The organism is Pseudomonas sp. CFBP 13710 (assembly GCF_014842235.1).
GTDB lineage: Bacteria > Pseudomonadota > Gammaproteobacteria > Pseudomonadales > Pseudomonadaceae > Aquipseudomonas > Aquipseudomonas baltica.
Genome location: NZ_JACYVJ010000005.1, coordinates 58,289 through 83,432, shown reverse-complemented (window position 1 = coordinate 83,432; position 25,144 = coordinate 58,289). Strand labels below are relative to the sequence as shown.

Annotated in this window: 25 protein-coding genes; 7 read left to right on the top strand and 18 right to left on the bottom strand. The window is 65.0% G+C overall.

Going from position 1 to position 25,144, the window contains the following annotated elements:
- Positions 1–5: 5 nt before the first annotated feature.
- A complete protein-coding gene (locus tag IFT44_RS13490; RefSeq protein WP_192176042.1) occupies positions 6–740 on the top strand; it encodes a phosphoadenylyl-sulfate reductase in 735 nt (244 codons plus the stop codon).
- A 48-nt stretch (positions 741–788) separates the two neighbouring features.
- Here IFT44_RS13490 and cysB read toward each other — a convergent pair whose 3' ends face one another.
- Together cysB and IFT44_RS13480 are read right to left on the bottom strand one after the other, a co-directional pair.
- On the bottom strand, positions 789–1,763 hold the full coding sequence (gene cysB / locus IFT44_RS13485; protein ID WP_192137964.1) for an HTH-type transcriptional regulator CysB: 975 nt from the start codon (positions 1,761–1,763) through the stop codon (positions 789–791).
- Between the two features lie 121 nt (positions 1,764–1,884).
- The gene (locus IFT44_RS13480; protein WP_122476081.1) at positions 1,885–2,385 is read right to left on the bottom strand and encodes a universal stress protein; all 501 of its coding nucleotides are present in this window, start codon (positions 2,383–2,385) and stop codon (positions 1,885–1,887) included.
- Between the two features lie 214 nt (positions 2,386–2,599).
- On the opposite strand from IFT44_RS13480, the gene IFT44_RS13475 reads away from it, so the two are divergent.
- A complete protein-coding gene (locus tag IFT44_RS13475; protein ID WP_122476765.1) occupies positions 2,600–3,673 on the top strand; it encodes a 3-deoxy-7-phosphoheptulonate synthase in 1,074 nt (357 codons plus the stop codon).
- A gap of 66 nt (positions 3,674–3,739) precedes the next feature.
- Here IFT44_RS13475 and IFT44_RS13470 read toward each other — a convergent pair whose 3' ends face one another.
- Positions 3,740–4,021 carry a GNAT family N-acetyltransferase gene (locus tag IFT44_RS13470; RefSeq protein WP_122476082.1) on the bottom strand — a complete coding sequence of 94 codons (282 nt, stop codon included), beginning with the start codon at positions 4,019–4,021 and terminating at the stop codon, positions 3,740–3,742.
- A 469-nt stretch (positions 4,022–4,490) separates the two neighbouring features.
- On the opposite strand from IFT44_RS13470, the gene IFT44_RS13465 reads away from it, so the two are divergent.
- Positions 4,491–4,742, top strand: coding sequence for an Lpp/OprI family alanine-zipper lipoprotein (locus tag IFT44_RS13465; protein WP_122476084.1), 252 nt, complete (start codon positions 4,491–4,493; stop codon positions 4,740–4,742).
- Positions 4,743–4,812: 70 nt separating this feature from the next.
- Here IFT44_RS13465 and IFT44_RS13460 read toward each other — a convergent pair whose 3' ends face one another.
- The 3 genes from IFT44_RS13460 to IFT44_RS13450 all read right to left on the bottom strand — a co-directional run bounded on the left by IFT44_RS13460 (position 4,813) and on the right by IFT44_RS13450 (position 6,829).
- Positions 4,813–5,781, bottom strand: a complete 969-nt coding sequence (locus tag IFT44_RS13460; protein WP_122476086.1) for a L,D-transpeptidase family protein — start codon at positions 5,779–5,781, stop codon at positions 4,813–4,815.
- 92 nt (positions 5,782–5,873) lie between these two features.
- Complete coding sequence (locus IFT44_RS13455; protein WP_122476088.1) at positions 5,874–6,167, bottom strand: hypothetical protein; 294 nt, start codon at positions 6,165–6,167, stop codon at positions 5,874–5,876.
- A gap of 56 nt (positions 6,168–6,223) precedes the next feature.
- Positions 6,224–6,829 (bottom strand): arylesterase, encoded by a 606-nt coding sequence (locus IFT44_RS13450; protein WP_185794452.1) that lies wholly within the window; start codon positions 6,827–6,829, stop codon positions 6,224–6,226.
- Between the two features lie 11 nt (positions 6,830–6,840).
- On the opposite strand from IFT44_RS13450, the gene IFT44_RS13445 reads away from it, so the two are divergent.
- Positions 6,841–7,524 carry an ABC transporter ATP-binding protein gene (locus IFT44_RS13445; RefSeq protein WP_192053139.1) on the top strand — a complete coding sequence of 228 codons (684 nt, stop codon included), beginning with the start codon at positions 6,841–6,843 and terminating at the stop codon, positions 7,522–7,524.
- Entirely contained in the window at positions 7,524–10,028 is a 2,505-nt protein-coding gene (locus IFT44_RS13440; RefSeq protein WP_192176041.1) for an ABC transporter permease, read from the top strand. The genes IFT44_RS13445 and IFT44_RS13440 overlap by 1 nt, the downstream gene beginning before the upstream one ends.
- 15 nt (positions 10,029–10,043) lie before the next feature.
- Here IFT44_RS13440 and IFT44_RS13435 read toward each other — a convergent pair whose 3' ends face one another.
- The 3 genes from IFT44_RS13435 to IFT44_RS13425 all read right to left on the bottom strand — a co-directional run bounded on the left by IFT44_RS13435 (position 10,044) and on the right by IFT44_RS13425 (position 12,539).
- Positions 10,044–10,352: a class I SAM-dependent methyltransferase gene (locus IFT44_RS13435; RefSeq protein WP_122713797.1), complete on the bottom strand. Its 309-nt coding sequence runs from the start codon at positions 10,350–10,352 to the stop codon at positions 10,044–10,046.
- A gap of 219 nt (positions 10,353–10,571) precedes the next feature.
- Positions 10,572–11,048 carry a transcription elongation factor GreB gene (gene greB / locus IFT44_RS13430; RefSeq protein ID WP_122476096.1) on the bottom strand — a complete coding sequence of 159 codons (477 nt, stop codon included), beginning with the start codon at positions 11,046–11,048 and terminating at the stop codon, positions 10,572–10,574.
- Between the two features lie 69 nt (positions 11,049–11,117).
- Positions 11,118–12,539 (bottom strand): transglycosylase SLT domain-containing protein, encoded by a 1,422-nt coding sequence (locus IFT44_RS13425; RefSeq protein ID WP_122476097.1) that lies wholly within the window; start codon positions 12,537–12,539, stop codon positions 11,118–11,120.
- A 121-nt stretch (positions 12,540–12,660) separates the two neighbouring features.
- Between IFT44_RS13425 and IFT44_RS13420 the strand changes: the two genes are divergently transcribed.
- Together IFT44_RS13420 and IFT44_RS13415 are read left to right on the top strand one after the other, a co-directional pair.
- Positions 12,661–13,506, top strand: a complete 846-nt coding sequence (locus IFT44_RS13420; protein WP_192176040.1) for a TatD family hydrolase — start codon at positions 12,661–12,663, stop codon at positions 13,504–13,506.
- A gap of 174 nt (positions 13,507–13,680) precedes the next feature.
- Positions 13,681–13,926, top strand: coding sequence for a hypothetical protein (locus IFT44_RS13415; RefSeq protein ID WP_122476099.1), 246 nt, complete (start codon positions 13,681–13,683; stop codon positions 13,924–13,926).
- Here IFT44_RS13415 and IFT44_RS13410 read toward each other — a convergent pair.
- From IFT44_RS13410 to kdpB, 9 genes are all read right to left on the bottom strand, one after another.
- On the bottom strand, positions 13,895–14,689 hold the full coding sequence (locus IFT44_RS13410) for an acyl-CoA thioesterase (RefSeq protein ID WP_122476101.1): 795 nt from the start codon (positions 14,687–14,689) through the stop codon (positions 13,895–13,897). The genes IFT44_RS13415 and IFT44_RS13410 overlap by 32 nt on opposite strands.
- Positions 14,690–14,801: 112 nt before the next feature.
- Positions 14,802–16,787, bottom strand: coding sequence for a transglutaminase TgpA family protein (locus tag IFT44_RS13405; RefSeq protein WP_192176039.1), 1,986 nt, complete (start codon positions 16,785–16,787; stop codon positions 14,802–14,804).
- Positions 16,784–17,767, bottom strand: a complete 984-nt coding sequence (locus IFT44_RS13400) for a DUF58 domain-containing protein (RefSeq protein ID WP_446730954.1) — start codon at positions 17,765–17,767, stop codon at positions 16,784–16,786. The genes IFT44_RS13405 and IFT44_RS13400 overlap by 4 nt, the downstream gene beginning before the upstream one ends.
- Positions 17,737–18,654: an AAA family ATPase gene (locus IFT44_RS13395; protein ID WP_192176037.1), complete on the bottom strand. Its 918-nt coding sequence runs from the start codon at positions 18,652–18,654 to the stop codon at positions 17,737–17,739. The genes IFT44_RS13400 and IFT44_RS13395 overlap by 31 nt, the downstream gene beginning before the upstream one ends.
- Before the next feature lie 77 nt (positions 18,655–18,731).
- Positions 18,732–19,010 (bottom strand): hypothetical protein, encoded by a 279-nt coding sequence (locus IFT44_RS13390; RefSeq protein ID WP_122476107.1) that lies wholly within the window; start codon positions 19,008–19,010, stop codon positions 18,732–18,734.
- Between the two features lie 116 nt (positions 19,011–19,126).
- Positions 19,127–19,849 carry a response regulator gene (locus IFT44_RS13385; protein WP_192053124.1) on the bottom strand — a complete coding sequence of 241 codons (723 nt, stop codon included), beginning with the start codon at positions 19,847–19,849 and terminating at the stop codon, positions 19,127–19,129.
- 2 nt (positions 19,850–19,851) lie between these two features.
- Positions 19,852–22,488 (bottom strand): sensor histidine kinase, encoded by a 2,637-nt coding sequence (locus tag IFT44_RS13380; RefSeq protein WP_192176036.1) that lies wholly within the window; start codon positions 22,486–22,488, stop codon positions 19,852–19,854.
- 15 nt (positions 22,489–22,503) lie between these two features.
- Positions 22,504–23,064 carry a potassium-transporting ATPase subunit KdpC gene (gene kdpC / locus IFT44_RS13375; protein ID WP_192176035.1) on the bottom strand — a complete coding sequence of 187 codons (561 nt, stop codon included), beginning with the start codon at positions 23,062–23,064 and terminating at the stop codon, positions 22,504–22,506.
- A gap of 16 nt (positions 23,065–23,080) precedes the next feature.
- Positions 23,081–25,135, bottom strand: a complete 2,055-nt coding sequence (gene kdpB, locus IFT44_RS13370) for a potassium-transporting ATPase subunit KdpB (RefSeq protein WP_192176034.1) — start codon at positions 25,133–25,135, stop codon at positions 23,081–23,083.
- Positions 25,136–25,144: the final 9 nt, after the last annotated feature.

Sequence of the window (25,144 nt, the reverse complement as noted above, 5' to 3'; positions counted from 1 at the left end):
GCCTGATGAGCCAACCCTTCGATGTCGCCGACATGGCGACGACCTACGCGAACAAGTCCCCGCAGGACATTCTCAAGCTCGCCTTCGCCCACTTCGGCGACGACCTCTGGATTTCCTTCAGTGGTGCCGAAGACGTGGTGCTGGTGGACATGGCCTGGAAACTGAACAAGAACGTCAAGGTGTTCAGCCTGGACACCGGCCGCCTGCACCCGGAAACCTATCGCTTCATCGAGCAGGTCCGCGATCACTACCAGATCACCATTGAACTGGTCTCGCCGGACAACGCGCTGCTGGACCCCTTCGTCAAGCAAAAGGGACTGTTCAGCTTTTATCGCGATGGTCATGGCGAGTGCTGTGGTATCCGCAAGATCGAGCCGCTGCGGCGCAAGCTGTCCACCGTCAGCGCCTGGGCCACCGGCCAGCGGCGCGATCAGAGCCCAGGCACCCGTAGCCAGGTAGCGGCGGTGGAAGTGGACGGCGCGTTTTCGACGGCCGAGCGCACGCTGTACAAGTTCAACCCCTTGGCGCAGATGAGCAGCGAAGAGGTGTGGGGCTACATCCGCATGCTCGAGCTGCCCTTCAATAGCCTGCACGAGCGCGGCTTCATCAGTATCGGCTGCGAGCCCTGCACGCGACCGGTGCTGCCCAACCAGCACGAGCGCGAGGGGCGCTGGTGGTGGGAGGAAGCCACGCAAAAGGAATGCGGGCTGCACGCGGGCAATCTGATCGCCAAGATCTGAGCCACGCGACGCCGCTCGGGCATGGCATGCCTGGGAGCGGCGACGCAATCAATGCTCGGGCAAGTCGACACCTTCGAACAAGGCTTCCAGTTCCTGCTTGTTGTGGCACTGGATGGCCTTGGCCATGACCTCGCGGGTGAGGTGCGGCGCGAACTTCTCGATGAAGTCGCACATGAAGCCGCGCAGAAAGGTGCCACGGCGGAAGCCGATGCGGGTCACGCTGGATTCGAACAGGTGATCGGCGTCGAGTACCACCAGGTCGTTGTCGAGCTTGGTATCGACCGCCATCTTGGCCACGATGCCCACACCCAGGCCCAGTCGAACATAGGTCTTGATGACGTCGGCATCGGCGGCGGTGAACACTACCTTTGGCGCCAGGCCACGCCGCGAGAACGCTTCGTCGAGCTTGGAGCGACCGGTGAAACCGAACACGTAGGTGACGATCGGGTACTCGGCCAGCGCCTCGAGCGTCAGCTTCGGCACCTTGGTCAGCGGATGCCCCTGGGGCACCGCAATGCAGCGGTTCCAGCGGTAGCACGGCATCATGATCAGGTCGCCGAACGAGTCCAGCCCTTCGGTGGCAATGGCGAAGTCGACGGTACCGTCGGCGGCCATTTCGGCAATCTGCATCGGCGAGCCCTGATGCATGTGCAGGGCCACATCCGGGTACTGCTTGATGAAGCTGCTGATCACCGTCGGCAATGCATAACGGGCCTGGGTGTGGGTGGTGGCGATGGAGAGCGTGCCCTTCTTCTCGTTGGAGAACTCCTGGGCGATCTGCTTGATGCTTTCCACCTTGCGCAGGATCTCGCCGGCGGTGGTGATGATGCGTTCACCAGCCGGGGTGACGCGGGTCAGGTGTTTGCCACTGCGTGCGAAGACTTCAACACCCAATTCGTCTTCCAGCAGGCGGATCTGCTTGCTGATACCTGGCTGCGAGGTATACAGGCTTTGCGCCGTGGCGGAGACGTTGAGGTCATGATGCGCTACCTCCCAGATGTAGCGCAGTTGCTGAAGCTTCATATGAATCCCTCACACAGGAAAAACCGCCAGTCATCGGCGACGGGTTATAACTATATTAAAGGTTGTAACAATAAATCTAGAACTTTTTATTAAATTTGTAGGAAAAATAACCAACCCAGACTCATCCTCTGGGTCGGCTGCGGTGCTCGGTCAGCGGCACCATGTAGACCGGCACCGGGGACAGCTGCAGCACGCGGGCCGCAGTGCGTCCCAGGGGAACGTCAACAGTGGCACCGTGGCTGTGACTGCCGAATACCAGCAAGTCCACCGCCAGTCGCTGGGCCTGATCGAGGATGACCTCGGCTGGATCCCCTTGCCTCACGCGCACGGCGCGGATCAAGGCCAGGCCTGGCTCGTCGTCACCCAGGTCGCTGCGCAGGCTCTGCAGGACCTTCTCCTCGATCCCGGCCATGACGGTATTGAGCCCTTGATTGTGCAGGCGGTCGAGCGTGGACTCGTCCAGGTAACTTTGCAGCACCGATTCGGCGATCAGGCCCATCGGCTCCACGGCATGGATGACATACAGCTGCGCGTTGAAACTGCGCGCCAGGGCTACGGCGTGCTGCATGACGAACGGGGCATATACCCCCAGGTCAGTGGCGTACAGCATGGAGCGGATCATGCGACCTCCGAAGTAGCCAATGCGACAGGCATACTTGAGCGTAGCAGTGCCGTCCGCCGTGCACCGGTCGTCGGCGCATGGCAATGGCACAAATCCGTTGTCTGCATGCGCTCTAACGCGCTAAGGTTCGACTCCCCCGCCGCTCATAATCATGCTGTGCCTCGCCGTGCGGGGTTCGCTGGCGGCCGGCACCCGTGACCTGACGAGTAACACGATGGCTGACCTACCGATCGACGACCTTAACGTCGCTTCCAACGAAACCCTCATCACCCCTGCGCAGCTGAAGCGGGAAATCCCGCTCAGTGCCGCCGCGCACACCACCGTGGCCGCTGGCCGTGAAGTGGTGCGCGATATTCTCGATGGGCGTGACCATCGCCTGTTCGTGGTCATCGGCCCGTGCTCGATCCACGACATCGATGCAGCGCACGAATATGCGCGCCGGCTCAAGGCGCTGGCCGCCGAAGTCTCGGACACCCTGTACCTGGTCATGCGCGTGTACTTCGAAAAGCCGCGCACCACGGTTGGCTGGAAAGGCCTGATCAACGATCCGTACCTGGACGACTCGTTCAAGATCCAGGACGGTCTGCACATCGGTCGGAAACTGCTGCTGGATCTGGCCGAAATGGGCCTGCCTACCGCGACCGAGGCGTTGGACCCGATTTCGCCGCAGTACCTGCAGGACCTGATCAGTTGGTCGGCCATCGGCGCGCGCACCACCGAATCGCAAACCCACCGTGAAATGGCTTCGGGCCTGTCCTCGGCCGTGGGCTTCAAGAACGGTACCGACGGCGGCCTGACCGTGGCCATCAACGCGTTGCAGTCGGTGTCCAGTGCGCATCGGTTTCTGGGCATCAACCAGGAAGGTGGCGTATCCATCGTCACCACCAAGGGCAATGCCTACGGCCACGTGGTGCTGCGCGGCGGCAACGGCAAGCCCAACTACGACTCGGTCAGCGTGGCGGTGTGCGAGCAGGCGCTGGAAAAAGCAGGCATCAAGGCCAACATCATGGTCGACTGCAGCCACGCCAACTCCAACAAGGACCCGGCACTGCAACCGCTGGTGATGGAGAACGTGGCCAATCAGATCCTGGAAGGCAACCAGTCGATCATCGGCCTGATGGTGGAAAGCCATTTGAATTGGGGCAGTCAGTCGATTCCCAAGGACTTGGGCGACCTGCAGTACGGCGTATCGGTCACCGATGCGTGCATCGACTGGGCCAGCACTGAAAAGACACTGCGCAGCATGCACGCCAAACTCAAGGATGTGTTGCCCAAGCGGAGCCGCTGAAGCCAAGGGCCGGGTCAATAGCTTCCACTGACCCGGCCTTGCGGCATGCAGATGCAGCCTGGCTTTCTACAGCTTGGCCGCACGGCGCTGGTGGCGTTCCATGTAGCGCTCGACATAGGAGCACGACGGGATCACCGTGTAGCCATGGCTCTCGGCGTAGTCCAGAGCCTGCTCGGTGAGTGCCGCAGCGATGCCCCGGCCGCGCAAGGCATTGGGTACGAAGGTGCGGTAGATGTCCAGGGTCTGTTTGCCCAGGTCCATATAGGTGAGGTACGCACGGTGGCCGTCGATATTGATTTCGAACTGGTGACCGGCCTGGTCGTGGTGGATCGAAAGCGCCTCGCTCATCGCGTTTCCTCGCGGGTCTTGGATTTAGACCTCTACCTTACCGCTCTTTGTACAACGAAGAAACAGTTGCGCAGGCCTGTGCCGATTTTGTCATCAAACGCAATCGTGATGCCTGCAGCGGTAGCAAACAACATCAGCGTACAGGCGAGTTGATTGTCTTCGCCGCAACTCATTTTCGACTTCCCGGCCACCCCTCAACTGCGTGCGGCCGAAGACATTTAAACCCTGCCTTAGTTCATGCATCAGGCAATTACGCGATGCACTTGCGCACGCCCCTGGGTTGCGCCCAACCAGCGCTAGACCGTGGTTTGCGGCTTACGTTCCGCACCTCGGGGCATGGGTGGATTTTTTTTCATCTCTTGCGCTGCGTCCGTTTACTTACTACAAGTAATGAGTAGTATGTAAGGCGGCTAGTTTCTCATTCATGAGAAATGGCTACTTAAAAGAATGTCCTTCGAAGGGGAACACAATGAACAATGCTCTGAAATTCTCTGCACTGGCCCTGGCCGCCGTTCTGGCTACCGGTTGCAGCAGCGCAACCAAAGAAACCGAAGCTCGCCTGACCGCTACCGAAGACGCCGCTGCGCGCTCGCAAGCCCGTGCCGACGAAGCCTACCGCAAGGCTGACGAAGCGCTGACCGCCGCTCAGAAAGCCCAGCAGACTGCCGACGAAGCCAACGAGCGCGCTCTGCGCATGCTCGACAAGGCCAGCCGCAAGTAACAGCCTTTTCCGAGGCTGTAAAAAAACCGACCCACTGGGTCGGTTTTTTTATGGGCGCAGCAACAGCCGACTAGGGTGCGGGCGGGCTGCCGGGCGCGCTGCTGATCATCGGGACACCCGCCCCGGCAATTTCGACCGGCAGGCCGTCTTCGGCGGCGACCACATCACGGACCACGTCCCAGTTCATCTTGATGTCCGGAGCGAAGTCGCGACGGTTGAGCAACGCATTGATAACGGCGGTGTGCCTGTCCAGGGTCACCGGATCACCCTTGTCGGTCAGTTGCGCGTGGGCTTCCAGATACACCTTGCCGCCGCTCATGCCGAACTTGTAGGACTCGTTCATGATGCGCACGCCAGTTCCAACCGGCACCATGCTGGCCAGCTCCAGCACGTTGTCGTTGTACATGCGGAAGCAGCCATGACTGGTGCGCATGCCGATGCCGAACTGCTTGTTCGAGCCGTGAATCAGGTAGCCCGGCAAGCCGAGGGTGAATTTGAAAGGCCCCAGCGGGTTGTCCGGGCCGGCAGGCACCACATTGGGCAGCGGATCACCGTCTGCAGCATGCTCGGCCTTGATCGAGGCCGGCGGCGTCCAGGTCGGATTCGGGGTCTTGGCGATGATCTTGGTGTGCGCGATGGGCGAGCCCCACCCTTCCCGGCCAATCCCCAGCGGGTAGGTACGCACGACGTCCTCGCCCTTGGGGTAATAGTAGAGGCGGTACTCGGCCAGGTTGATGACGATGCCCTCGCGCGGACCCGGCGGCAAAATGAAGCGAGTCGGCAGGACAATCTGTGTACCGGCACCTGGCAGCCAAGGGTCGACGCCGGGATTGGCGGCGACCATTTCCAGATAGCCGAGGTCATTGGCCGTCGCGATGTCGGCGAAGGTGTCCTCGTACTTGGCGGTGATGGTCTGCACCTGGCCGATGATGTCTTCACCCGCAGGTGGCAACGGGAATTCCAGCGCCATGGCCGGCGTCGCTGCGAATGCGGCGGCCAGCAACAGGCTGCGGGTGAGGACGGAAAGGCTCGGCGGCATCCAGGAAATCCTTGGTCGAACTGAACGGGACAATGCCCCGATTGTACGCGCAGTTGCCGGGCGCGTGTAGACGGGGGCCGTCAGGACGCCGATCAGGGGATCGACTGCAGCTCGGGCCATACCGGTCGTGTGCCCTTGCGCTGGGCGAACAGGATGGCCCGGCACAGTTTGCACAGCCGCTGGTCACGAAAGATCAGCTTGTGCACTTCCAGCCAGCGCGGCTGGGCCGGGAGCAAGGTTCCACACAGGGTGCGGTCCACCGAACCGCCCAGCTCCAGCTGACGCGCAGCCAGGTGCACGCGACTTTCCTGGCAGGCGAACAGGTCCAGCTGATCGTCGGGCTCGATCAATTGATAGGCAAACAGGGACCAGGCGGGACGCGGCATCGGGGGCTCCAAACAGGGGGCGCCACATTAGCCGAAAGCCCGCGCGCAGAAAAGCGTCAAAGCAAGGGTTTGAGCGTCGGCCAGACGTTTTCCAGCAGTTTGCCCTGGGCGCCAGCCGTGGGATGCACGCCGTCGGCCTGCATCAGTGTCGGCACCCCGCCGACCCCTTCGAGCAGAAATGGCACCAGGGCCACTTTTTTCTCTTCTGCCAGCGTGTGATAGACCTGGGCGAACGACTGGGTGTAACGCGCGCCGTAGTTGGGCGGCAACTGCATGCCCAGCAACAGGACCTCGGCGCCGGCCTTGCGGGAGACCTCGATCATCGACGCAAGATTCTGTTGCAATTGCGTTACGGGCATCCCGCGCAGGCCATCGTTGCCACCCAGCTCGAGCACGACCAGGTCCGGCTTGTGCGCTGCAAGCAGCGCGGGCAGCCGCGCCGAGCCATTGGCCGAGGTGTCGCCAGTGATCGAAGCGTTGACCACCTTGTCGCTGAAACCCTGCTGTTCCAGGCGCTGCTCGAGCAGCGCGACCCAGCCGGCACGGGTATCCAGGCCGAAAGCCGCGCTGATACTATCGCCAACGATCAGTACCGTACCTGCCGCTGCATTCTGGGCGGCCAACATCAGGCCCAGGCCAGCACTCATCAACCACATTCGCATCGGGACTCTCCATGGGCGCAAGCATTCTTACAGCGCGGAACCTTAGCAAAGTGGTCACCAGCGCGGAAGGTGAACTGACCATTCTGCACGAACTCTCGCTGGAATTGGCCAAAGGCGACAGCCTGGCCATCGTCGGCGCATCGGGTTCGGGCAAGTCTACCCTGCTCGGCCTGCTGGCCGGCCTCGACCTGCCCAGTGCGGGCAGCGTGACCCTGGCCGGTCAGGACCTGGGCACCCTCGACGAAGACCAGCGCGCGCGGGTACGAGCCGAACACGTCGGTTTCGTGTTTCAGTCGTTCCAACTGCTCGACAGCCTCAATGCCCTGGAGAACGTGATGCTGCCGCTGGAGCTCGACGGCCGCAAGGATGCCCGCGAACACGCGCGCACGTTGCTCGAACGGGTCGGCCTGGGCCAGCGTCTGACCCACTCGCCCCGCCAGCTCTCGGGCGGCGAACAACAGCGTGTCGCCATCGCCCGCGCATTCGCGGCCGAACCGGACGTGCTGTTCGCCGACGAGCCCACCGGCAATCTTGACAGCCATACCGGCGAGCGCATCAGCGACCTGCTGTTCGAGCTCAACAAGGAACGCGGTACCACCTTGGTGCTGGTCACCCACGACGAACGCCTGGCGCATCGCTGCCACCGCCTGATCCGCCTCGATGCCGGGCGCCTCGTCGCGCCCCTGGAGCCCTGATGGCCGGCCTGCCGATGTTGCGACTGGTGGCCCTTGCTGCCCGTCAGCTGTTGCGTGATGCGCGTTCCGGCGAGCTGCGCGTGCTGTTCTTCGCCTTGCTGGTGGCGGTTGCTGCCAGTACCGCAATCGGCTACTTCGGAGCACGCCTCAACGGCGCGATGCAGTTGCGCGCCACCGAGTTTCTCGGCGCCGACCTGATCCTGCAGGGCAGCAGCCCGGCGCGTCAGGAGCAGATCGATGCAGGCATCAACGCTGGCCTGGATCATGCGCGGGTGGTGGAATTCGCCAGCGTGATTGCCGCCGACAGTGGTATCCAGCTGTCCAGCGTCAAGGCGGTCGATGAGGCTTACCCCTTGCGCGGCGAGCTCAAGAGCGCAGCGCAGCCGTATGGCGAGGAAACCGCCGGGGACGGGCCCAAGCCCGGCGAGGCCTGGGCCGAGTCGCGGCTGCTGGCCGCGCTGAACCTGAAAGTGGGCGATACCCTGGATGTAGGCAGCAAGACCTTGCGCCTGGCACGGGTGCTGACTTACGAGCCGGACCGTGCCGGCAATTTCTACAGCCTCACGCCCCGGGTGATGATCAACCTGCAGGACCTGGCTGCGACCAATGTAGTGCAACCGGGCAGCCGGGTGACCTACCGTGAACTGTGGCGCGGCGCTCCCGAACGGTTGGCCGGTTATCAGAAGCAGCTGGAGCCGGGACTCGAACCCAACCAGCGCCTGCGTGATGCCAGGGACAGCAACCAGCAGATCGGCGGCGCCCTGGGCAAGGCCGAGCGCTACCTGAACATGGCGAGCCTGGTGGCAGTGCTGTTGGCCGGCGTGGCAGTGGCCATGTCGGCCAGCCGCTTCGCCGCGCGACGTTTCGATGCCAGCGCCCTGCTGCGCTGCCTCGGCCTGTCGCGGCGCGAGGTGATGCTGATGTTCTGCGTGCAGCTGGCCCTGCTGGGGCTGCTGGCGTGCCTGAGCGGCGCGCTGATCGGCTGGCTGGCGCAGCTGGTGCTGTTCCAGATGCTGCACGGACTGCTGCCAGCCGTGGTACCGGCCGGAGGGCTGTTTCCTGCGCTGGCCGGCATCGGCACCGGGCTGGTGGCGCTGGCCGGTTTCGCCCTGCCGCCCCTGGCGGCCTTGGGCGCGGTGCCGCCCTTGCGCGTGCTGCGTCGTGATTTGCTGCCAGTGCCGCCAAGCACCTGGCTGGTGTATGGCACCGCGCTGCTGGCGCTGGGCTTGATCATGTGGCGGTTGAGCCTGGACCTGGTGCTGACGTTCGCCCTGCTCGCCGGCGGCCTGTTGGCGGCGCTGATCCTGGGTGGCCTGTTGTTGCTGGCTTTGAAAAGCCTGCGCCGCTTGCTGGCGCGTTCACCCCTGCCATGGCGCCTGGGGCTCGGGCAACTGCTGCGCCATCCCCTGGCGGCTGCCGGGCAGGCGTTGGCCTTCGGCCTGATCCTGCTGGCAATGACACTGATCGCACTGCTGCGCGGCGAGCTGCTGGACAACTGGCAGAACCAGCTACCCAAGGACGCGCCGAACTATTTCGCCCTGAACATCCTGCCGGACGAGCGCGATGCCTTTGCCGGCCACCTGCAGCAGGCCGGCGCCCGCTCGGCGCCGCTGTACCCGGTCATGCCGGGGCGTCTGGTCGACATCAACGATGCACCAGTGCAGGAGCTGGTCGAAAAAGACTCACGCGGTGAACGCGCGGTGCAGCGGGACCTGAGCCTGACCTGGGCAGAGCACCTGCCCAATGGCAACCGGATAACCGCCGGGCAATGGTGGAATGCGGCCCAGCGCTCTGACGTACCTGGCGTGTCGGTCGAAGAAGGGTTGGCGCAGAGTCTGCATCTCAAGCTTGGCGACCGTCTGACGTTCAATATCGGCGGCTCCAACCGCGATGCCGTGGTAACCAGCCTGCGCACGGTGGACTGGAACAACTTCCAGCCCAACTTCTTCATGATCTTCCAGCCCGGCACGTTCGACGACCTGCCGACCACCTACCTGACCAGCTTCTATATTGCGCCTGGTCATGATTCACAGGTGGTCGAACTGTCCAGGGCATTCCCGGCGGCCACCATTCTGGGGGTCGAGGCGCTGCTGGAACAGCTGCGCAGCATCCTCGCCCAGGTCACCCTGGCGGTGGAGTACGTGCTGCTGTTCGTGCTGGCAGCGGGCATGGCGGTGTTGTTTTCCGGGCTGCAGGCCACGCTGGACGAACGCATCCGCCAAGGGGCGCTGCTTCGTGCGCTGGGTGCCGAGCGCAAGCTGCTGGTCAAGGCGCGGCGCATCGAGTTCGGACTGCTGGGCGCCGCCAGTGGTGTGCTGGCAGCACTGGGCAGCGAGTTGATCAGCTTCGTGCTGTATCGCTACGCCTTCGACCTGGTCTGGACGCCGCACCCCTGGCTGCTCTGCTTGCCACTGATCGGCGCGCTGCTGGTGGGTGGCGCCGGGGTGTTCGGCACTCGTCGAGCCCTCAACGCAAGCCCGTTGCAGGTGCTCAGGGAAGGCTGAAACGCCGCGGAAGATTCAGCGCAGCGTGATGAGCCCCTGCCGGGCGATGCGCACGGCATGGGCAATCACTTCGTGGGCGTCGCGGGCCGACGGTGCCTGGATCACGGCCAGCTCGAAGCTGTTGTCGGGCAGGCTCTTCAAGGCGCTGTGCTGGTCGATGAAACGCGCTACGAACGCACCGGGCTTGCCACGGCGACGCGGCCAGCCATCGAGGCTGCGCAGCAGGTTCGGCTGATGCTGGCCAACCAGCAGGATACGGGGATTGCGCAGGGACGGGCTGGCCGGGATCGGCGCAAGGCAAACGATGGGACGGGGACAGTTCATGATGGTGTTCTCAGCCTCGACCGCTTCATGTGGGAGAGCTGGGCAGCGGTGGGAGGCATCACCGAACCAGCGCTTTAGCGGTATTTCGAGGGCTCGTGAAAACCCCCAGGCGCCCCGCAAGTAGCTGTCTAAATCGGCGCATGAGCGGTAATCCTAGTGAACGGGCAGGCACGAGTCAACCGCCTGACTCGCAGGGCTTGCGACGGATGCGCACCGGATTCAGGCAGGTTTGTAGGAAATCTGGTTTACGTACCAAAGCGCTTCGCCATCGGGGATCTGCACGACGATGTCGTCGCCCTCCTGCTTCTTCAGCAGGGCACGGGCCATGGGTGAGTCAATGGAGATATAGTCATTGCGGCCATAGATCTCGTCATAGCCAACGATGCGGAATGTCTTGCGCGCGCCCTCATCGTTCTCGATCTCGACCCAGGCACCGAAGAATACCCGCCCTTCCTGTTCGCGCGAATAATCGACGACCTTGACGTCTTCCAGGCGCTTGCGCAGGTAGCGCACCCGGCGATCGATCTCGCGCAGCAGTTTCTTGTTGTACTGGTAGTCGGCGTTCTCACTGCGATCGCCCAGCGATGCTGCCCAGGCGACCTTCTGCGTAATCTCCGGACGATAGACGCGCCACAGATGATCGAGTTCGGCCCTCAACGCCTCGTGCCCTTCACGGGTAATGATGTTCGTTGCCAACACGGTCTCCAGCCAGGCTCAAAGCCGTAGCCTACAGCAAACGCCCTGCCCTGCCAGTACGCCGGGCGTTCAGCGAGCAGACGCCAGCTTGCGGGCGCCGGGCTCCAGTGAGTCGCGTTCGCGGGCGAATGCCAAGTAGTACTTGTTCACACTGTTGACATAGCTCACCGAGGCCATGCCCATCTGCTCCATGGCGATGCGTTCGGTCTGGAAAAACCATTGATCGGGGTTGAGGCCGCGGCGGCGGGCCTCCTTGCGCATTGCCTGCACCCGCTCAGGGCCCATGTTGTAGGCGGCCAGGGTGAAGGCCATGCGTTCACGTTCGTTGAGTTTGTTGCTGGAAAAGAACTTGCGGCGAATCATCGCCAGGTATTTGGCCCCGGCCTGCACGTTGTTGTCGAGGTTCTGGATATTGCCCACGCCCACCCGCCGCGCCGCCGAGGGGGTGATCTGCAGCAGGCCGGTCGCGCCGCCACCACCGCGGGCGGCCGGATCGAGCTTGGATTCCTTGAAGGCCAGCGCCGCGAGGTTGAGCCAGTCCATGTGCTGCTCGCGGGCGTGCCGCTGAAGCACCGGGCGCAGCTTTTCGAGGCGCTGGCGGTCGCTGCGGGCCAGTGGATAGTGAACCTTGTACAAGCCGCGGTAGACCTTGACGAAGGCGGCATCCTGGTCGCTCGGCGCCTTGTAAGAGGCCAGGAAGCGATCGACGCTGGCGCCCAGCTGCGGTGCGTCGCGGCGCACGTACCAGCTGACCGAGCCCGGTGCGCTGAGCACCACGCGACGGTCTACCCGCAGTCGCGGCATGACCTTGGCCCAACGCTCGGCGATGGGCAGTTCGACTACGGTCAACGGGTAGATCCCGGCTTGAACCATCTCCAGTACGTCTTCTGCGGCCAGGCTTGGGTCGACCCATTCGATGTCGATGGGCGCCAGCTTGCGCAACGCCAGTTTCTGGTTCAAGCGTTCGATTGCAGCGCCTGCGGCGCTGCCGTTGGACAGGGCCAGGGTCTTGCCGGCCAATTGTTCGACCCGTACGTAACGCCGTCCGCCTTTGCCGCCCACCAGCACGAAAGGCACATTGGCGACCACCGCATCGCTGGCCGCGACCTTGCTGGAAGGATGCAGCTCCATCAACTCGCCCGGCGCGACCAGGTCGCCTTCGCCGCGCTGCAGGGCGCCGAGCAGTTGCTCCTTGGCGCGCGGGATGATCTTGAGCTGCAGCGCCTGGCCTTTGCCGGCGTGAGCATTGAGATAACCTTGAAAAGCCTGCAGGCGGTGGTATTCGACGCCAATGGCCTGACCGCGAACCTGACCAGAGCTGTTGCGGCTCTGGTTGACCAGCACGCGCAATACCTTGCTCGACTGGATCTGCGCCAGGTCGCGGACCTTGGCCGGGTGCGCCGCCAGGGGAGGCCCCGCCGGACGAGCGGCGGCAGCCGAGGGCAGCCCGAGGGCCAGACAGAGCATGACAATCAGTGATCTAAGGCCCATGGTTCCCCGGCAATGTCCTGAGCAGCCCCTCACGGACCGCCACAACCTTTTGAAGTTCTTGGCTTTCTTGCCAATCGCCAAGCTCTGGTATGCTTTTCGCCTCCTGCTTCGAGGTAGCACCATGCAACTCATCGATATCGGCGTCAACCTTACCAACAACAGCTTCGCGCAGAAGCACGAGGCGGTCCTGCAGAGGGCCTACGAGGCGGGCGTCTGTCAGCTGGTGCTCACCGGGACCAGCGTCGAAGGCAGCGAACAGGCGCTGCAACTGTGCCAGCGGTGGGATGAGTCGGGCGAGCGGCTGTTCAGCACTGCGGGCATTCATCCACACAGCGCCAGCGAGTGGAACGGCGACAGCGCCGCACGCCTGCGCGACCTGCTGCGCCTGCCGCAGGTGAAGGCCGTAGGCGAATGCGGCCTGGATTTCAATCGAGATTTCTCGCCGCGCCCACAGCAGGAAAAGGTGCTGCAGGAGCATCTGGCCCTGGCCGTAGAGCTGCAGCTGCCGGTATTCCTCCACGAGCGCGACGCCCACCAGCGCCTGCTGGACATTCTCAAGGACTACCGCGACCACCTGCCTGCTGCCGTGGTGCACTGCTTTACCGGCGAGCGCCAGGCGTTGTTCGGCTATCTGGACCTGGACCTGCACATCGGTATCACCGGCTGGATCTGCGACGAGCGTCGCGGCACCCACCTGCACCCGCTGGTGGGCAGCATTCCTGCCGCGCGGTTGATGCTCGAGAGCGATGCCCCGTACCTGCTGCCGCGCACCTTGCGCCCCAAGCCCAAGAGCGGCCGCAACGAGCCGGCCTTCCTCACTGAGGTCCTGCGTGAAGTGGCCCTGCATCGCGGTGAAAGCGTGGCCGAACTGGCGCTGAGCACGACGGCCTGCGCGCGGGCGTTTTTCGCCCTGCCTGAAATCCCCGGCGCCGCAGCTGGCCTCTATGGCGCCGATAGCGAAGCTTGATTCGCGGCCAATGCCAGGGCTGACTATTATCGTTCTCAACTGATCCGGACCAGGATAGCGCTGAACAATTCGCCGGTGGCAGGACTCTACAGGTCATGCCATCCAGAAATGGCTCAAGCGACATCGTCTTGTTGATCCAGGTCCCGTTGCACCGCGCCCAGGGAGCATTGAGCCATGAACGACACCACCGCATTGAAGATCGTCAACGACCCGAACAACGGCCTGCGTGTGTCGCGCGCCATTGCCCTGCCATTGCTGGCTCTTTCAGCCTTGATGCTGGTCGATGCCGCCGCCTGTGCCAGCATTGGCGAAGCGGCCATCGGTGTCATTGGCCTGGTTGCCGCGTTCGCCCTGGGCCGCGGCCAGCGTGAACCCAGCCAGGCCGAGCTCAGCCAAAAACTGTCACCGTCTGCCGGCTGATAGCCAGCAGCTCCCCCTCGGGGTTCCACATGGCCGCAGAGGTGTGCCCGTAGCCATCGCGGGCATGCTCGATCAGGGCCTGGTAGCGGCACCAGTCGCCGCTGCGCATTGCAGGCATCGGTTGAATGAACTCGATAGTCCAGGTCAGGCTGCTGCCAGGTGCAGGCTTGCTCAAATAGGGCAGCAATGCAGGCGGCCAGGCGTCGCCCAATACCAATAACAACGCTTCGGTGATCGGCTCATCGCGATCATGCTCACGCAGCTGCATCCATCCGCCGATCCCGGCGACCGGCGTATTGCTGAATGGCAGCGCGCCGATTCCCCAGCGCATGTCCAGATGGCGAATGTACTCGGGCGTGACCCCAGGCAGATATGGCAGCGCGGTGGACTGTTCCAGCGTTTTCATGGCCGGCACCGGCATCGCGCTGAGGGTGATCGCCGATTCGCGCGGTAGACCGAAGCTGGCCTGGACCACGGTCATGGTGCGTCCGTTCTGCACTGCCCGCGCCAGCACCGAGGTCACCGCACTGCCCTCGCGCAATATTTCCACCTGTAGATCCATGGGGACTTCCAGTTCGGCTGGCCCCACGAACGTGATTGCCATCGAACGCACCGGCCGGCCAGGGACCTGCGCCGCCATGGCCTCGTGCAGCAAAGCGGCCATGAGCCCGCCGTAGCAGGCGCGACCCTGGCTCCATTCGCGAGGTACGGTAACGCTGTGGGGTGGACGTCGTGCGCTTGCCAGCAAGTCGCGAAGGTTCATGGGCCGGCCTTGGGGTGGTTGTCGATGGGCTTGATGGTAGACAGCTCGGCGTCAGCGCGCAGCTTTCATATCGGCCAATTTCCAGTTCAAGCGGTCGTCCAGGCATGCCGCGCTACGAAGTCACGCGCCCAGCCGTACGGCCCAGTTGCCGGCGCAAGCGGGTCAGCGCAGCAAGCAATTGCTCGCGCGAAACCGGTCGACCACCATAGCGCTGGGCCATGAAGGCGTAGGCGAAGGTCAGGATGGCCTCGCTTTGCGCGGGCAAATGAACGGCTGCGCGCTCGGCGAAGGCCATGGCGCCCTCGCCGGCATGGCGCACCAGGCCACGACGGCGCAACAGGCGCTCGAACGCTGCGAACTCCTTGAGCTGCGGATCGACCCGCCGGCGCCAGGGCTTGAGCAGCCAGACACTGGCCAGCAGCATGAACGACAGCCCGCCGATCGGCAGCGCCCAGCGTTGCAGGCCCTGGAACCAGCGAGCGAGAAATTCGATCTGGCGCTCGCCCTGATACTCCAGCACCCAGCGCTGCCATCCGTAGTTGAGGTTGTCCCATTGCAGGCGCAGGTCGTTGAGCCAGGTCAAATGAGGGTAGCGCAGCGGCGAAAAGGGTGAGCCGGCAAGGAATTCCTCGTCGGCCGACAGCGCCTGCTGCAGGCCCTGCTCGACCCGCGCCGGGGCCACCGCCGCAGTGGGATCGGCCCGTTGCCAGCCCGTGCCTGCCTGCCAGTATTCGACCCAGGCATGGGCTTCGAACTGGCGCACGGTCAGGTAATTGCCCGCCGGGTTGAGTTCGCCGCCCTGGTAGCCGGCCACCACCCGCGCGGGCACCCCTGCCACACGCAAGGCATAGACCATGGCCCCGGCGTAGTGGGCGCAGAAGCCGCGCCGGCTGTCGAACATGAATTCGTCGATACTGTCGCGGCCCAGTACTGGCGGATTGAGCGTGTAGTGAAAAGGCAGTTCGCGAAACTGCCGCAGCATTTCATCCACCAGTGCCTGAGGCGTGTCGAAACGGGCACGCAGACCCTGTGCCCACTGGCGCGTGCGCGGATCGCCCTGGGCCGGCAGTTGCAGCGCGGTGCGCAGCGCCGGGGCGGCCAACTGCGGCTCGCGAATCACCTGCGGCCACGACGTCACTGCGTACATCAGTGGCTGGTCGACCGGGCGCCGGCGCTGCAGGCGGCCATCGCTCAACTGGCGCACGCCGGGCAGCGCGGTACGTGCCACGTCCAGCGCAAACAACCAGGGCTTGCCGCTGGGCTGCTGGATGATCTGATAATCCAGGGACGGACCCGTTGGCTGCCAATCCGCTGCCAGTTGGGTCTGGATCCACGGCGACTGGCTCCAGGTCCGGCCGTCGTAGACATCCAGGCTCAGGGCACGCCAATAGAGGTCGCGCTTGGCCGGTATGGCGCCGTCGAAGCTGGCACGAAAGGCTACTTCGCCGGACTGGCTGAGACGGGCGACGTCGGCCGGGCTCATGCTTTCCGACAGGCCGGTCACGCCCTGGCCCGGCTTGGGCAGCGGCAGCGACCAGAGCGGTTCCAGGCGTGGGAAGAACACGAACAACAGCAGCATCAGCGGCAGTGCCTGCAACACCAGGCTGCCCGCCAGTTTCAAGGTCGCCATGGGCCGGGCAATCAGCTGGGTCTGCTGCAGACCGATCAGGGCCGCCAACAAGGCCAGCAGCGGCAATACGCTGTAGAGCGCCCAGCCCAGGCTGGCATCGAACAGATAGGCCACTGCCAGACAGAACAGGCCGAGGAAAATCACCACGCGGGCGTCGCGGGCGGTCTGCATCTCCAGCAGCTTGAGCAGGAACGCGGCCACCAGCAGCGCGGCGGTGGCCTCCAGGCCCACCCAGGTGCCGCTGGACAGATAGACGCCGGCGGCCACCGCGAGCATCAGCGCCACCTTGATCAGCCGCCCCGGATAGCGCGCACGCATGCGAAACACCTGCACGCGCCACAGCGTGCAACCCAACCACAAGCCCAGCAGCCACAACGGCACGTGCAACCACAGCGGTACCAGTACCAGCGATTGTGCCAGCAGCAGCCAGGTCAGGCTGACACGCGGAATGGCGGCGGGCGTACTCATGGCTGCTCTCCAAACAGCGCCAGCGCCCGCAGGCACGCTTCGCGATGAGCATCGCCGCTGTCGGTGTCGAGGCGATTGCCGGGCAGCTGCAAGGCGAACGGTCGCTGCTCGCGGGACAGGGCCAGTACCCAGTAGCAGAGCCGCGACAAGCGCTGTTCGACATCGCCGCCCAGGGCCACGAAATCCAGGCACAGCTCCTGGCCGCGAAGGTCGGCGAAGTCCTTGACCAACAGTCCTTCACCGCGCGACCAGGCCTTCCAGTGCATGCGCCGCCAGGAATCACCGGGCTGGTATGGCTTGAGGCCCTGGAAATCATCCACGCCCTGGCCGTGCAAACGCTGCGCCTGGTCTTCGATGTCGGCCGATTCGCTGTGCAGCGTTGGCACTTCGCCTTGCAGGGGCTGGGGATACACCAGCACGCGCTGGCCCAGATCGACCCAGGTCCAGGCCATCAGCACCCCCAACGGAAAGCTGGTTTCCACGCGCATGCGCGGTGCTACCAGCCAGCCGCGGCGCTCGGTAGGCAGGCTCAATTCCAGCGCCTGTACATGATCGGGGGCAACGTCGCTGCGTTGCAATTGCCGGGCATCCCAGCCAACGCCAATGGCCTGGTGCTCCTTGCCGCCGCTTTCCAGGCGCAAGCCAAAGCGTGCCTGCTCGCCGACGAACACCGAAGTGGCGCCGTTGCCACTGACGAGCAACCCACTGAGGTTGCGATAGGTGTGCAGGATGGCCACGACGAACACCGAACCCAGCAGGAACACCAAGGCGTAGGCCAGGCTGTTCTGGTAGTTGATCGCGGCGAGGAATATCAGCAGCAAGACGACGATGAAGCCCGTTCCGCTGCGGCTGGGGACGATGAAGATTCGGCGCTGATCCAGCTCGATGCGCGGCGCCGCTGGCAGCCGACGCACCTGCCAGCGCCGCCAGCGCTCGCCCAGCAGACGCTTCACAGCGCAGGCACCTCCCGCAGCAGCCACTGAACCAGCGCCCCTCCCCCTTGTCCGGCGGGGTCGGCGCGCTCGCGCAGGCGATGACTGGCCACCGACGGCAGCACGGCTTGCACGTCCTCGGGAATCACGTAGTCGCGGCCGATCAGCAACGCCCAGGCCTTGGCGGCAGCGAGCAGCGCCAGGCTGCCGCGCGGCGACAGCCCGTAGGCAAACTGGGGCTGGCTGCGGGTAGCTTCCACCAGGCGCAGCACGTAATCCACCAAAGCGTCGCTGGCGCGTACCGCACGCGCCTGGGCTTGCAGCGCGGCCAACTGCGCATGATCGAGCACCGCGTTCATGCGCGGCAGCAGATCGCGTCGCGCTTCGCCCATCAGCAGGGCTTTCTCTGCGGCCTTGGCCGGGTAGCCGAGCGAGAGGCGCATGAGAAAGCGGTCCAGCTGCGATTCGGGCAGCGCGAACGTGCCGCCCTGGGTCGTGGGGTTCTGCGTGGCGATCACGAAAAAGGGCTGAGGCAGTGGCCGGGTGGCGCCTTCGATGGTGACCTGGCCTTCTTCCATCGCCTCGAGCAAGGCACTCTGGCTTTTCGGGGTGGCGCGGTTGATTTCGTCCGCCAGCACCAGTTCGGCGAAGATCGGCCCGGGGTGGAACACGAAGCGGCCGCTGTCCTTGTCGAACACCGAAGTGCCGAGGATGTCGCTGGGCAACAGATCGGAAGTGAACTGGATGCGCTGAAAACTCAGGCCCAGCACCTTGGCCAGGGTGTGGCTCAGGGTGGTCTTGCCCATGCCGGGCAGGTCCTCGATGAGCAGATGACCGTCGGCGATCAGGCAGGTCATCGCCAGGCGAACCTGGGTTTCCTTGCCCAGCAGGACTTCGTTGACCGTTTGCAGGCACTCATCCAGTCGACTGCGCATGGCAGACACTCCTTGTCGATACTACGTCTGCAGAACGCGCCCGGCGCCTTGCGGCGACCTTGGGCGACTACCGTGCTTCAACGTCCGGCGCGTGACTCGCGAATGTAGAAACGCGCCTTCTCGGCCTTGCTGGTGCAGCCTTCGAAGGCTTCGAACTGTTGCTGGGTCTTGGCCCCGGTGAGCAGTGACAGGGCCTTGGAATAGCTGACGGTTCCGGCCAGGCCCTCGGCCTTGGCCAGATCGAGTTCATGCCAGGCACCATCGAGCTGGGTGGCGCAGCTGTCGCGGTAGGCGGTCTTGCCAGCACAACCACTCAAGGCCAGTGCCACCAGTGGCACACAGATCCAGGCTTTCATCGATGACACCTCGGGAAAAACATCAGGGTAATGCTGGGTCAGACGGTATGCCATCTAAAAAGTGCCGTTGCCAGGTCCATGGCTTGCCATTGTGGGCAGGTACAACGGCGCGCAGGTCAGTCCGGGCTTGCCAGTCGGTAGCCTACGCCCGGCTCGGTGACGATGAAGCGCGGCGCGGCTGGGTCGTCGTCCAGCTTCTGGCGCAGGTGGCCGACGACGATGCGCAGGTAGTGGGTGTCGTCGACATGGGTGGGGCCCCAGATATCCTTGAGCAGCTGCTGCTGGGTGATGACGCGCCCTGGATGGCGCGCCAGTTGTGCCAGCACTGCATATTCCTTGCGGGTCAGGGCCACCGGCGCGTCGTTGAGGATGACTCGGCGCAACGCCAGGTCGACCTGCAGAGGCCCCAATTGCAAGGCAGACTCCAAGGTTTCGCTGCCGCTGGACTGACGCAACAGCGCACGGACTCTGGCGAGGAACTCCTGAATGCCGAAGGGCTTGGTCACGTAGTCGTTGGCGCCACCGTCCAGGGCCTGGACCTTCTGCGCCTCGCTGGCGCGGACCGAAAGCACCAGTACCGGCACGGCACTCCACTGGCGCAATTGCTCGAGCACCTGCTGGCCGTCCATGTCCGGCAGACCGAGGTCCAGCACCACCAGGTCGGGGCGCATCAGCGCGGCCTGGCTCAGGCCCTCGGCGCCAGTGCCCGCTTCGATCACCTTGTAGCCCTGTGATGCCAGGCTGATGCGCAGGAACTTGCGAATCTGCGGCTCGTCGTCGATGACCAGAAGCGTGTTGGCCAGGGCGTTGCTGGCCCCAGAGGTGCTGGAAAGGTTCATGCTCAGGTGTCCGGGTCTGCGCCCGGTTGAGCGCGCAGTGGCAAGCATAAGGCGATGCAGGTGCCTTGGCCATCGATGCCGCTGGTCACTTCGACACGACCGCCATGGGCGCCAACCATGCCCTGACAGATCGCCAGGCCCAGCCCCGTGCCCTGCCCGCCCCGATCACCCCGGGCCGCGGTGTAGAACATGTCGAATATCTTCGCCCGCTCGGCTTCGGGAATGCCGGGGCCCTCGTCGCTGACCGCCAGCACCAGGCTGTCGTCGCGCACGCTGGCCGACACCTGCAGGCGCCCGCCGAGCGGCGAGAACCGAGCGGCATTCTCCAGCACATTGACCAAGGCCTGCTCGATCAGCGCCGCATGCACATGCAGCAAGGGCAGTTGCGCAGGCACCTGCACCTGGACCTGCAACGGCGCCAGGGGTGCGCGCAGCCGAGCCACGGCGCTGGCGACGATATCGCCGGCTGCCACCCAGTCCCGAGCCAGCTTGAGGGCGCCGTGGCCCAGGCGCGTCATGTCCAGCAGGTTCTGAATGTAGCGGTCCAGGCGCTCGGCTTCGTCACGGGTGACTTCGAGCAAGGCCTGGCGATCGTCCGGCGCCAGCGCCGTGCCCAGGGCCAGCAGGCTGTCGATGCTGCCGCGCATGGCCGTCAGCGGCGTGCGCAAGTCATGGGACACCGAGGCCAGCAAGGCACTGCGCAACTGTTCGGTTTCACCGTGCAGGCGCGCCGCCTCCAGATCCTGGGCCAGGTTGGCCCGCGCCAGTGCCTGGGCCACCGGCTGCACCAGCGCCTCGAGCAAGCGTCGGCCATGGCCGTCGAGCCGCCCGGCCTGCCGTTCGCTCACCGCCAGCAGCGCCAGTACCTGCCCTTCCAGGGTCAGCGGCAACCACCACCAGCGCCCGGCCGGCAACGTCGCCGTGCCCAGCCCAGCCGGCTGGGCGTGGTTGCCGGCCCACTGCGCGGCGGCCAGTTCGGTGGTCGAGAACTGCGCTGTGCTGCTGTGGGCCACCTTCCAGCCCTGCTCGCCGCGCTCGAGTAGACAGATGTCCAGCCCAGGCCAACCGTGCAGGTGCTGCGCGGCCGCGCTGAACACCGCCTGGCGGTCGGTCGCCGCCGCCAGCAGCCGGGACAGCTCCAGCAGTTGCGCGGTGTGTGCCTGGGTTTCGCGCAGGGCACTGAGCTGCTGAAGCTGGCGGGCCGCCAGATTGCCCGTGAGCGCCGCCATCAACAGAAAGAACAGCAGGGTCAAGACGTCTTCCTGACGCTGGATGCTCAGGGAGAAGTTGGGCGGAATGAACAGAAAGTCGTACGCCAGGAACGACAGCGCCGCGCAGCTCAGCGCCGGCCCCGGGCTGCTGCGTACCGCCACCAGCAGCACTGCGGCGAGAAATACCAGAGAGATATTGGGCAGGTCCAACACCTGCGCCACCGCCCAGGCCAGTCCGCTGGCCAGCAGCGTGGCGGTCAGCGCCAGGGCATATTCGCGCCAGCGTCCAACAGGCCGTGCACGCCGTGGTTGCGGCGCATGTTCTTGAGTGCGCGCCAGTACGTTGATCTCGATGCCGCTGGGCTGGCGCAGCAAGCGCTCGGCCAGGCCCGCGCCGAAGCGGCGTCGACGTGACTGGCCGACCAGCACCAGATTGGCGCGGCGGTCGGCGGCATGCTGCAGCAAGGTCCTGGCCACTTCCGCATCGCGCAGCTCCACCACCTCGCCGCCCAGGCGCTCGGCCATCTGCTGGGCCAGCTGCAGGCGCTGGCGCGCCGCTTCGTCGAGCAGCGCGCCGTTGTCCACATGGACCACCGACCAGGGCAGATGGCGGCGACGCGCGACGCGGCTGGCGTGGCGCACCAGGCGCTCGGCCTGCTCGTCGCCGGCAATGCCCACCAGCAGCCGTCCCCGGACGCTGGGAGCCTGCTGGCCGAGGCTGCGATAACCTTCGTGCAGATCGTCGTCGACCTGGGCCGCCGCTGTTTGCATGGCCAGCTCGCGCAGGGCGCTGAGATTGGTCTGGGTGAAGAACGCGTCGATGGCCGCCCGCGCCTGCTCGGGCACGTATACCTTGCCCTCGCGCAGGCGTTCGAGCAGCTCGCGCGGCGGCAGGTCGATCAGCAGCAGATCGTCGGCTTCCTGCACCACCCAATCGGGCAGGGTTTCTCGCACCTGCACGCCGGTGATGGTCTGGACCTGGTCGTTCAGGCTTTCCAGGTGTTGCACGTTGACCGTGGTGTAGACGTCGATACCGGCGGCGAGCAGCTCCTGCACGTCCTGCCAGCGCTTGGCGTGGCGGCTGCCGGGGGCATTGCTGTGCGCCAGTTCGTCGACCAGCACCAGGGCCGGGCGGGCAGCGAGCACCGCGTCCAGGTCCATTTCCTCCAGCATCACGTCGCGGTACTGGCAACGCAGCAGCGCCTGCTGAGGCAGGCCGACCAGCAGCGCTTCGGTTTCTGCACGACCGTGGGTCTGTACCACCGCGGCCAGTACGGTGATGCCCTGACGCTGACGGGCATGGGCGGCCTGCAGCATGGCGTAGGTCTTGCCGACGCCGGGGGCGGCCCCCAGGAACACTTTCAAACGCCCACGCCCAGCGCTGGGCAAGGCGGCCAGCAAGGCATCGGCGCGGCCGGAATCACTCATGGCGCAGGCTCGTCATCATCGGGACTGCGACGGTAGCCGATCCAGCGCTTGGTTCAAAGCCAGTACGTTGACCACGGCCGGCCCGATGAGGGGAGATTCGGTATGTGCCTGCACTAGCGCGCGCAGGGTCGACTCGGCCAGGCCGCGCTCGCGCGCCACCCGTGGCACCTGGTAGTTCACCGCCGCCGGTGGCAGATGAGGGTCCAGGCCGCTGGCCGAGGTGGTCAACAGCGCCAGCGGAACCGGACCTTGCTGCGCATCGAACTGTTGATCGGCCTGCGCCAGCACGCGAGTGCCCAGTGCGGGATTGCTCGGCGCCAGGTTGCTCGCACCGCTGGCCAGTGTGCCGTAGTCCGCCGCCGAAGGCCGTGAATGAAACCAACGCTCATCGGTAAAGGCCTGGGCGAGCAAAGCGGAACCGCGCACCTCGCCCTGCGCATCGCGCACCAGGCTACCGTTGGCCTGAGCGGAAAACACCCACTGGCCCACGGCCCATACCAACAGTGGATAGGCCCCGCCGGTGAGCAGGGTCATCAGCAGAATCAGGCTCAAGGCCGGACGCAACAAACTGTTCATCGTTCAAGCTCCAGGGTCAGACCAGGTGTAAAGCGGTGAGGACGATATCGATGGCCTTGATGCCAATGAAGGGCACCACCAGGCCACCCAGGCCATAGATCAGCACGTTGCGCCGCAACAACTGCGCAGCGCTGTTGGCCTGCACCCGCACACCGCGCAGGGCCAGGGGAATCAACACGATGATGATCAAGGCGTTGAAGACGATGGCCGAAAGGATCGCGCTTTGCGGGCTGGCCAGGTTCATCACGTTGAGCACGCCCAGGGACGGATACACCGCGGCAAAGAGTGCCGGCAGGATGGCGAAATACTTGGCGACGTCGTTGGCGATGGAAAAGGTGGTCAGCGCGCCGCGGGTGACCAGCAGTTCCTTGCCGATGCGCACGATGTCCAGCAACTTGGTCGGGTCGCTGTCCAGATCGACCATGTTGGCCGCCTCGCGTGCAGCCTGGGTACCGTCATTCATTGCCACGCCGACGTCGGCCTGGGCCAGCGCGGGTGCGTCGTTGGCGCCATCGCCACACATTGCCACCAGCCGCCCATCGGCCTGTTCCTGGCGAATGCGCGCCAGTTTCTTTTGCGGCGTGGCCTCGGCCAGCACATCGTCGACGCCGGCTTCGGCGGCGATGGCCGCCGCGGTCAGTGGGTTGTCGCCGGTCACCATGACGGTGCGGATACCCAGCTTGCGCAATTGCTCGAAGCGCTCGCGAATGCCCGGCTTGACCACGTCCTTGAGGTGGATTGCGCCCAGCAATTGCCGGTCGCGGCACACCAGCAGGGGCGTGCCGCCACTTTGCGCGATGCGCTCGATGTGGTCGGCCAGTGCGGCCGGAAGCTGCGCCCTGGACTGGCCGATGTATGCCAGCAGCGAGTCGACTGCGCCTTTGCGGTAGCACTGCTGGTCGAGGTCGACGCCGGACAGGCGTGTCTGCGCGCTGAACGGCACCGACTGCCAGCGCTCGGCGGACGGCTCGTCGACGCTGAACAACGGACGGATGAACTCGACCACCGAACGCCCTTCCGCCGTCTCGTCGCCCAGCGACGCCAACAGCGCTCCTTCGGCCATTTGCGCAGCGCCGACGCCGGGGGCGGCGTACAAAGCGCTGCAGCGGCGGTTGCCGAAGGTGATGGTGCCGGTCTTGTCGAGCAGCAGCACGTGGACGTCGCCGGCCGCTTCCACGGCGCGCCCGGACTTGGCCACGACGTTGAGGCGCACCAGGCGGTCCATGCCGGCGATGCCGATGGCCGACAGCAGGCCGGCGATGGTGGTCGGAATCAGCGTCACCAGCAGCGCCAGGAGGAACACCAGGGGCAAGCTGTGCCCGGAGAAGCGGGCAAAGGGCTGCAGGGTCACCACCACCAGCAGGAAGACCATGGTCAGGCCGATGAGCAGGATGTCCAGCGCCACTTCGTTGGGGGTCTTCTGGCGCTTCGCACCTTCCACCAGCGCGATCATCCGGTCCAGGGTCGATTCACCGGGGTCGGTGCTGATCTCGATAACCAGCCAGTCGGACACCACCAGGGTGTTGCCGGTGACCGCCGAGCGATCGCCGCCCGACTCGCGGATCACCGGCGCCGATTCGCCCGTGATGGCGGCCTCGTTGACCGCAGCGATGCCCTCGCGCACCTCGCCGTCGCCGGGAATCATCTGCCCGGCTTCGACGCGCACCACATCGCCCTTGCGCAGCACAGTGGCGGCGACGTTTTCGAAACTGCCGTCGGCGCACTGTCGGCGTGCCTGCAAGCCCTGGCTGCCCGCTTTCAGGCTGTCGGCGCGCGCCCTGCCGCGACCCTCGGCCAAGGCTTCGGCAAAATTGGCAAACAGCAGGGTAAACCACAGCCACACGGCGATCTGTACGGCGACCGCGGCCGGCACCGCTGGGTCAGGCAGCAGGCACAGGCCGGTGGTCAATACAGCGCACAACTCCACCACCAACAGCACGGGGCTGCGCAGCAGTCGCCGCGGGTCGAGCTTGACGAAGGCCTGCAGCAGCGCCGGTCGCCACAAGGCACTCAGGGTGGCCCCGGCGGGCGGTGATGGTTGCGTGGCAGCGGCAACGGTCGATCGGTTCATTGTCCAGGC

What these genes read in the sequence shown, in the direction of transcription:
- IFT44_RS13490 (WP_192176042.1), top strand. Translation starts at nt 6, where the DNA reads ATGAGCCAACCCTTCGATGTCGCCGACATGGCGACGACCTACGCGAAC.
- cysB (WP_192137964.1), bottom strand. Translation starts at nt 1,763, where the DNA reads ATGAAGCTTCAGCAACTGCGCTACATCTGGGAGGTAGCGCATCATGAC.
- IFT44_RS13480 (WP_122476081.1), bottom strand. Translation starts at nt 2,385, where the DNA reads ATGATCCGCTCCATGCTGTACGCCACTGACCTGGGGGTATATGCCCCG.
- IFT44_RS13475 (WP_122476765.1), top strand. Translation starts at nt 2,600, where the DNA reads ATGGCTGACCTACCGATCGACGACCTTAACGTCGCTTCCAACGAAACC.
- IFT44_RS13470 (WP_122476082.1), bottom strand. Translation starts at nt 4,021, where the DNA reads ATGAGCGAGGCGCTTTCGATCCACCACGACCAGGCCGGTCACCAGTTC.
- IFT44_RS13465 (WP_122476084.1), top strand. Translation starts at nt 4,491, where the DNA reads ATGAACAATGCTCTGAAATTCTCTGCACTGGCCCTGGCCGCCGTTCTG.
- IFT44_RS13460 (WP_122476086.1), bottom strand. Translation starts at nt 5,781, where the DNA reads ATGCCGCCGAGCCTTTCCGTCCTCACCCGCAGCCTGTTGCTGGCCGCC.
- IFT44_RS13455 (WP_122476088.1), bottom strand. Translation starts at nt 6,167, where the DNA reads ATGCCGCGTCCCGCCTGGTCCCTGTTTGCCTATCAATTGATCGAGCCC.
- IFT44_RS13450 (WP_185794452.1), bottom strand. Translation starts at nt 6,829, where the DNA reads ATGCGAATGTGGTTGATGAGTGCTGGCCTGGGCCTGATGTTGGCCGCC.
- IFT44_RS13445 (WP_192053139.1), top strand. Translation starts at nt 6,841, where the DNA reads ATGGGCGCAAGCATTCTTACAGCGCGGAACCTTAGCAAAGTGGTCACC.
- IFT44_RS13440 (WP_192176041.1), top strand. Translation starts at nt 7,524, where the DNA reads ATGGCCGGCCTGCCGATGTTGCGACTGGTGGCCCTTGCTGCCCGTCAG.
- IFT44_RS13435 (WP_122713797.1), bottom strand. Translation starts at nt 10,352, where the DNA reads ATGAACTGTCCCCGTCCCATCGTTTGCCTTGCGCCGATCCCGGCCAGC.
- IFT44_RS13425 (WP_122476097.1), bottom strand. Translation starts at nt 12,539, where the DNA reads ATGGGCCTTAGATCACTGATTGTCATGCTCTGTCTGGCCCTCGGGCTG.
- IFT44_RS13420 (WP_192176040.1), top strand. Translation starts at nt 12,661, where the DNA reads ATGCAACTCATCGATATCGGCGTCAACCTTACCAACAACAGCTTCGCG.
- IFT44_RS13415 (WP_122476099.1), top strand. Translation starts at nt 13,681, where the DNA reads ATGAACGACACCACCGCATTGAAGATCGTCAACGACCCGAACAACGGC.
- IFT44_RS13410 (WP_122476101.1), bottom strand. Translation starts at nt 14,689, where the DNA reads ATGAACCTTCGCGACTTGCTGGCAAGCGCACGACGTCCACCCCACAGC.
- IFT44_RS13405 (WP_192176039.1), bottom strand. Translation starts at nt 16,787, where the DNA reads ATGAGTACGCCCGCCGCCATTCCGCGTGTCAGCCTGACCTGGCTGCTG.
- IFT44_RS13395 (WP_192176037.1), bottom strand. Translation starts at nt 18,654, where the DNA reads ATGCGCAGTCGACTGGATGAGTGCCTGCAAACGGTCAACGAAGTCCTG.
- IFT44_RS13390 (WP_122476107.1), bottom strand. Translation starts at nt 19,010, where the DNA reads ATGAAAGCCTGGATCTGTGTGCCACTGGTGGCACTGGCCTTGAGTGGT.
- IFT44_RS13385 (WP_192053124.1), bottom strand. Translation starts at nt 19,849, where the DNA reads ATGAACCTTTCCAGCACCTCTGGGGCCAGCAACGCCCTGGCCAACACG.
- IFT44_RS13380 (WP_192176036.1), bottom strand. Translation starts at nt 22,488, where the DNA reads ATGAGTGATTCCGGCCGCGCCGATGCCTTGCTGGCCGCCTTGCCCAGC.
- kdpC (WP_192176035.1), bottom strand. Translation starts at nt 23,064, where the DNA reads ATGAACAGTTTGTTGCGTCCGGCCTTGAGCCTGATTCTGCTGATGACC.
- kdpB (WP_192176034.1), bottom strand. Translation starts at nt 25,135, where the DNA reads ATGAACCGATCGACCGTTGCCGCTGCCACGCAACCATCACCGCCCGCC.